Source organism: Ralstonia sp. 25mfcol4.1 (assembly GCF_900104095.1).
Taxonomy (GTDB): Bacteria; Pseudomonadota; Gammaproteobacteria; order Burkholderiales; family Burkholderiaceae; genus Cupriavidus.
The window spans coordinates 1-5767 of sequence record NZ_FNJO01000039.1 but is presented as its reverse complement, the minus strand read 5'-3'; the positions used below and the strand labels follow the sequence as shown (position 1 = coordinate 5767).

3 protein-coding genes and 1 pseudogene are annotated in these 5767 nt (G+C 60.5%); all 4 read right to left on the bottom strand.

The genetic code is table 11. The features are described 5' to 3' along the window. Positions 1-455 (bottom strand): annotated as a pseudogene (locus tag BLQ58_RS29300) (ShlB/FhaC/HecB family hemolysin secretion/activation protein); the annotation flags it as partial. 203 nt (positions 456-658) lie between these two features. After that, positions 659-844: a DUF596 domain-containing protein gene (locus BLQ58_RS29780; protein WP_092603809.1), complete on the bottom strand. Its 186-nt coding sequence runs from the start codon at positions 842-844 to the stop codon at positions 659-661. 250 nt (positions 845-1094) lie between these two features. Next, the gene (locus BLQ58_RS29015) at positions 1095-1475 is read right to left on the bottom strand and encodes a DUF6984 family protein (RefSeq protein WP_139186202.1); all 381 of its coding nucleotides are present in this window, start codon (positions 1473-1475) and stop codon (positions 1095-1097) included. Continuing rightward, on the bottom strand, positions 1472-5761 hold the full coding sequence (locus tag BLQ58_RS28565; RefSeq protein ID WP_368086180.1) for a hemagglutinin repeat-containing protein: 4290 nt from the start codon (positions 5759-5761) through the stop codon (positions 1472-1474). The genes BLQ58_RS29015 and BLQ58_RS28565 overlap by 4 nt, the downstream gene beginning before the upstream one ends. Positions 5762-5767: the final 6 nt, after the last annotated feature.

Sequence of the window (5767 nt, the reverse complement as noted above, 5' to 3'; positions counted from 1 at the left end):
GACAGGATCGTTTGCGAAAGCCCCTTGACCAGCGTTTCCACACCCTGCTTGCCAACACATTCGCCTTGATAGTGCTCAAGCCACTGTTGAGCAAAGGCAAACGGGTCCATCGGCAAGGCCGAGGCGCCAGCGGTTTGCAGGTCGGCCGGGAGGTCCTTGGGGACTTCCAGAACGAAGCGTCCGATATGGAAGCATGGGTCGTCCTCGGGCAACGCTGGAAACTCGGCACGGGCGGCAGCCTCAGCCCGCACGGCTGGCGCGTCCACGACAGCAGCCCGTTCCCGTGCCTCCCGCTGCTGGCGCGTGCGTTGGTCTTGTTCGGCGTTGGTCAGGGCGCTGACGTCCCTACCGAGTGACGGCGGGATTTGGGCCCACGCGAGCGATTGGATAGTTGAAATGCCAAGTGCGAGTGATGCGATCTTGGCGATTTGCGATGGATTTGAAAACATCGGCATGACAAGGGTCAGGCGGGATCTTGGCACCGCCATGACGCGTATGGTGATAAGAGGGTGGTGTTAATACCGCTGGTCTCTGGAGCGACCATCTCATCTTTGGCGAGGCGAACAAAGAGAACCAGCGGTATCAACAATCTGGCATCAGTTCGGCTCGGGATTGCTCAAGGCGTCCTGAACAAATTGACTAGCACTTCACGGGCCGATCACGCCCACACCTCACTTCCATCAGAATTAATCCAAACCACTCCCACTGGGGCGTCCGTCCGGAACCACATCCCGAATCCATCCAGATCGTCTTCCTTCGGATTTTCAGGCCAGAAAAATCTAATTCGATCAAGCTGGTCAATAATGCTTCGAGATAGAAACTCACCATCAACTGCGAGATTCAAAAATCCCTTTCGACATCAGAGCTTGCAATGACGCGAAGAACAAGGATGTCCTATCTTGCTGGGAACCTCCGACGTGCGTAAGCGCCACACTCATATCTGCCAAATGGCACCCGTCGAAAAGTCGATGTGCACTTTTTGCCGCAATTTCGATTACTTCGATTATCCTCACTTAAATCTAAAATCCCTGGTGGTTCGGCGTTTTCGGATGAAAATGCATAGTAATCTGGTAGATTTCGCAACTTCAATTTCTTCAGCAGGAGTTTTCGCCGGTACCCGACCCCGGAAATCTCGGAAAATTAGCAAGTTCCCATGTTGTCGGCAACCGTACTAGGGTGGAGAAATCAACTTTCCAGATGTCAACTTCGCACGGAAAGCCACGTTCATTCAGAAACAAGCTAGCAATCAACATTACGCCATCCACATCCTCGGACACCACATCGATTGCAGATTGCCCTGTATTTTTACCCTGATATTCAAGCGGAAGAATTATCTTAAAACTGCCCATCCCGCCATCATTCAAATCCTCGACAATCAGATTTTCATCTAATACCAGTTTGATACTGGGAAAGTTTCCAAGCTCACCCATGCGTCTCAGAAGCTTTTTTCGCTCTTCTGCCAGAATTTGAATCATTTTTCCATCCGCACAGTCATCCGACCTATATTTATGCCGCCGTCTGGTCGTTTAAAGGCAACGTAATCGACGAATCTTCCATTTACGTTCACTGTTCCATTAAAGGGCCCCTGGGCAGTAACAGGTGCATAGATTGCCATCTGATTACTAATAAGTGACTTAACCGTTGCGCGGCTTAACCCAGCATCATCGAGGTGTCTGAATGCGTGGTAGTCTTGGTTTGCGTTGCTTCCAAATGTTACTTTCGGAAGCATGCTCCATGGTAACCGCCCCACATTCGGCGGGGAGTCTGAATCGCCATAGGCAAATTGAGGAAGCACGCTTTTCATTGCTTCCGCATACTCCTTTGCCAATGGTGAGTTCGCTGGCTGTGATAGCAAAACTGCCTGCGCTTTCATGTACTGCTCGTACGTAACGCCTTCGGCGCGTGCCATTGAGTTATCGTCGTAGTTTGTCCCCAAGACCACACCCATCGCCTTTTCCATCTGCTCTGCGGTCATGCCCGCCTTTGCCCCCTCTTTGGAGGCTATGGTTCTCAAATCATCCGGCTTCGCATAGGTGAGCTGACGGTTAAACCGGTCTACATTTGAAGCCGTGGCAGCGCCCGAACCGCCTCCCAGAATTGCACCTACACCTCCCGCACCCAAATTACCAAGTGCGTTTGCAAGGGCGTGATCAAGGTCAGTATCTCCGCTGTTCACCTTGGTGTAGACGTTCTCGACCCCTTTCTGGATAGTTGGCGCTACCAACGAGGATGCACCCGCCCCCACCGCGCCCGCAATCGCACTGCCCCCGCCCACGCCAGCAATCATCGCTCCGCCAGCCGCATGCAATGCCGCGCGATATTCGCCGCCTTCCTTCCAGCCCTCGACATCGGCCTGCGCCTCGGCAACCGCCGCGCGGTTGGCATCACTCGGGTCCTCCCCGTAAGCGTCGTTGGCAGCCTTCAAAGCATCTTTCGCAGCCTTCTCCCTACTCCCCGCAATATCCCCGACCGTCCTCGCCACCGCCTCCCCAGCCGCCTGCGCCGCCGCCATCATGTCGGACTGCTTGCCCAGCACGTTGTTGAGGTCCGGGCCATTGCCCACCGTCGAGTTGGTGTTCGACATGTCCCGGTTCAGCGTGGCCACGTCCTGCGTCTGGTTGGCCTGGTCGGTGATCGTGATCGCGCCGTCTGCGATGGCCGATTGCGCCACGCCGCGCTGGCTGTCACTTTCGTGCTGCGGGATCATCGGGCTCACGCCGCCGGTGTTCCTGCCGGATGTCTGGCCGGACTTTTTATCCTCGACCTTTGGGCCGAACGTGAAGCCGCCGCTCAATCCCTTCGACGTCGCGCTGTAGTCCGACTTGTTCTCGATGTCGCCCCAGCTCAGCGTGCCCGTGGTCAGCTTGTTCTTGTCCTCGGGAGCCGTGCTGGCGATGATGGCGCCCTTCAGGTCCGTGTTGCCCTTGACCTTGATGTCGAAGCCGCCGTCGCCCGCGACGATGCCTGACTGCTCCATCACGTTGGCGAAGCTGCCGTCTGCCCTGCCTTTCGTCGCCGAAAACGAGCCGCTCACGCCGCCGCCCTGGCTGATACTCAGGCCGCCGCCCGCGCTCTGTTGGCGCGCGTGGCTTTCCTCGGTGTCCTGACGGCTGGCCAGGTTCAGGTTGCGGCCTACCTCGGCCGATACCTTGCCGCCGCTGACCATCCCGCCCAGGATGTTGGTGTCATTGCCGGACACGATCGATACCGAATCGCTGCCCGTCACATGGCTGTTGACCTGCGTGGTCCCGGTGGTGTCGCTGTTGCCTTTGCTGGTGGACCCCGACATCGACACGCCAAAGCCCTGCGCGCCATACGACACGCCGATGCTGCCGCTGCTGGACTTGTTGGTGCTGTGGCTCTCGTAGGTGTCTGTGGCCGACACGATATTGACGTCGCCCTTGGCGCCCAGCGCCACGTTCGTGGCCGAGATGTCCGAGCCAATAATGTCCAGATTTCCGGCCGTCTTGTTGCCGTGCGCATCTACGCCCGTAGCAATGAAGGTAGCCGTGCCCCCCGCCTGCAGGTTCGATCCCGTGTGCGTGGTGCTGTCCTGCGTGACGGTGCTCTTGCTCTTGCTGGTGCCGAAGGACAGCGTCACCGCGGCGCCTGCCGGCCCCATACCGGCCTCCAGCGCCTTGATCGCGTCGCCTGCCCCCGCCGCCGCATCGAAGGCGTCGCGGCCCGCCGCGATACCCCACAGCGCCGACGCGCGGCCATCCTGGCTCTTGGTCCCCGAGCGGACCTTCTGGCCCGCATTGATCGCCGCACCAATGGCACCGCCGCTCACGCCCAGCGTGAAGCCGGTCTGCTTGATCTCGTTCGTTTCGTCGTGATGTTCGCTGCCCTTTGCCGCGTCGATGATCACGTCGGCGCCCACACCCGTCAGGTCCTTGGCAGCGATCATCTGGCTGCCCGTCACCTGCAGCGTGCTACCGGCCTTCAGGCTGACGTTGCCGTCCGTGCTGCCTACGAGGCTGGCGGTCTGCGTGACCGAACTGTCGTTGACGGTGTCCTTCTGGTCGCGCATGCCATACGAGAGGCCGCCGCCCGTGGCGCCGAAGCCCGTGGCCTTCGTGCGCGAATAGCTATGGCTTTCGCTGGTGCTTTCGGCGGCGGTGATCGTCAGGTTTCGGCCGGCTTCCAGTGACACATCCTGAGTTGCGGCCACGGTCGATCCGCTGATCATCATGTCGCGGCCGGCGCTGCCGACGATGGTGTCCGCCGAGACCATCGAGCCAGAGGTCACGGTATCGCGCGACCTTGACGTGTTGGTGGTTTCGGTCTTCGACAGGAAGCCGGATGTTCTCGATTGCGACCAGCTCTCGGCGTCGTGCCGCTGGGTGACTGCCCCCACGGTGACGTCGCCGGTAGCCACCAGCTTGACCGCGCCGCCGTCGCTTGTGAAGGTGCCGGTGCTGACGGCAGAGCCGAGAAGGGCCACATTGCCGGAGGCTCCGCCGTTGACCGCCGCCGGCGCGATGCCATTAGCCTGCAGGATCTGGCCGACGGCTGCCGCCTGTCCCGCGCCCAGCGTGACATTGTTGCCTGCCTGGACCGTGGCGCCCCGCGCGCCTTCGTCATACGACGACGACGTGAACTGCGACGCCTTGTTGCTGAATGCACCTGCCTCCGTCGTTCGCGCGTCCATCGCCGCCGTCACCGTGGTGTCGCGGCCCGCAACCAGCGCGACATCGGCGCCCGCGTCGATCCTGGAGGCCGTCAGCGTGGTGTCTCGCCCGGCCACGGCCATTACGCTGCCGCCGGCTTGCACAGTGCTGCCCTGGTTGATGACCGTCCGGTCCCGCAGGTAGTCCTGGCCCCCGTGCGCCGTGGCATCCCGTGTGGTACCCAGCATTGCCGTGCCGATGTCTATGTCCCGGCTTGCAGCGAGCAAGGCATTGCTGCCGGCATGGACGGCGGCCCCTGCCATATCGATATCACGCCCGGCCAGCAAGGCCACGCTGTTCGTCCCGGCGATCGATGCCACCGCGCCAATGCCGGTGGCACTAGCGCTGTTGCCATTGGCCAGCTTGGTGGTATTCGTGATCGTCTGCGATTCGTTGATGATGTCGCGGCCAGCCGCCACCACCACGTCCTGCCCACCGATGCGGCCACCGAGGTTGCGCACATCCTGCGTGGCCTGCAAGACGGTCGTGCCGGTGCCGCCGATGCTGCCTCGGTTGACGATGTTGCCGCCCACCACCTGCGTGGCGATATCGCCAACGATCGCGCCGCTGTTTTGCATGGTCCCGGCGGCATGGATCGCCACGGTATTGCCAGCGACCAGCGCGCCGGTGGCGTTCATGTCCACGCCATTGCCCGGCGCCAGATAGACCTTCGGCACCAGCACCGATTGCGTGGTGCCATCGGGCAACGTCACGTCCTGGGACACCATCCATACCAGGTCCGTGGTGAGCTGGCGCATCTGTTCGTCGGTCAGACCCACGCCCGGCGTCAGACTGAACGCTTTGGCGTAGGCAACGCCGTTGTTCATCAGCGCCTTGTATTCCTCCAGCTGGTCGGTGTAGCCGGTCAGGAATGTCTTGCCCGTCAGTTGCGTGATCTGGTCGCGGACGAGCTTTTCCTCGTAGAAGCCATCGCCGAGCCGCTTCTGCGTCTTTTGCGGATCGAGCCCCAGCGCACCGAGCATGTAGTCGCTGGAAATGAAGCTGCCGTACTGCGTGAAGCGTGGATCGGTGGCGACGAGGTAGGTATCACCGGGGGCGGTGCGGAACTGGTACAGGCCGTTGGTGGGCAACTTCAG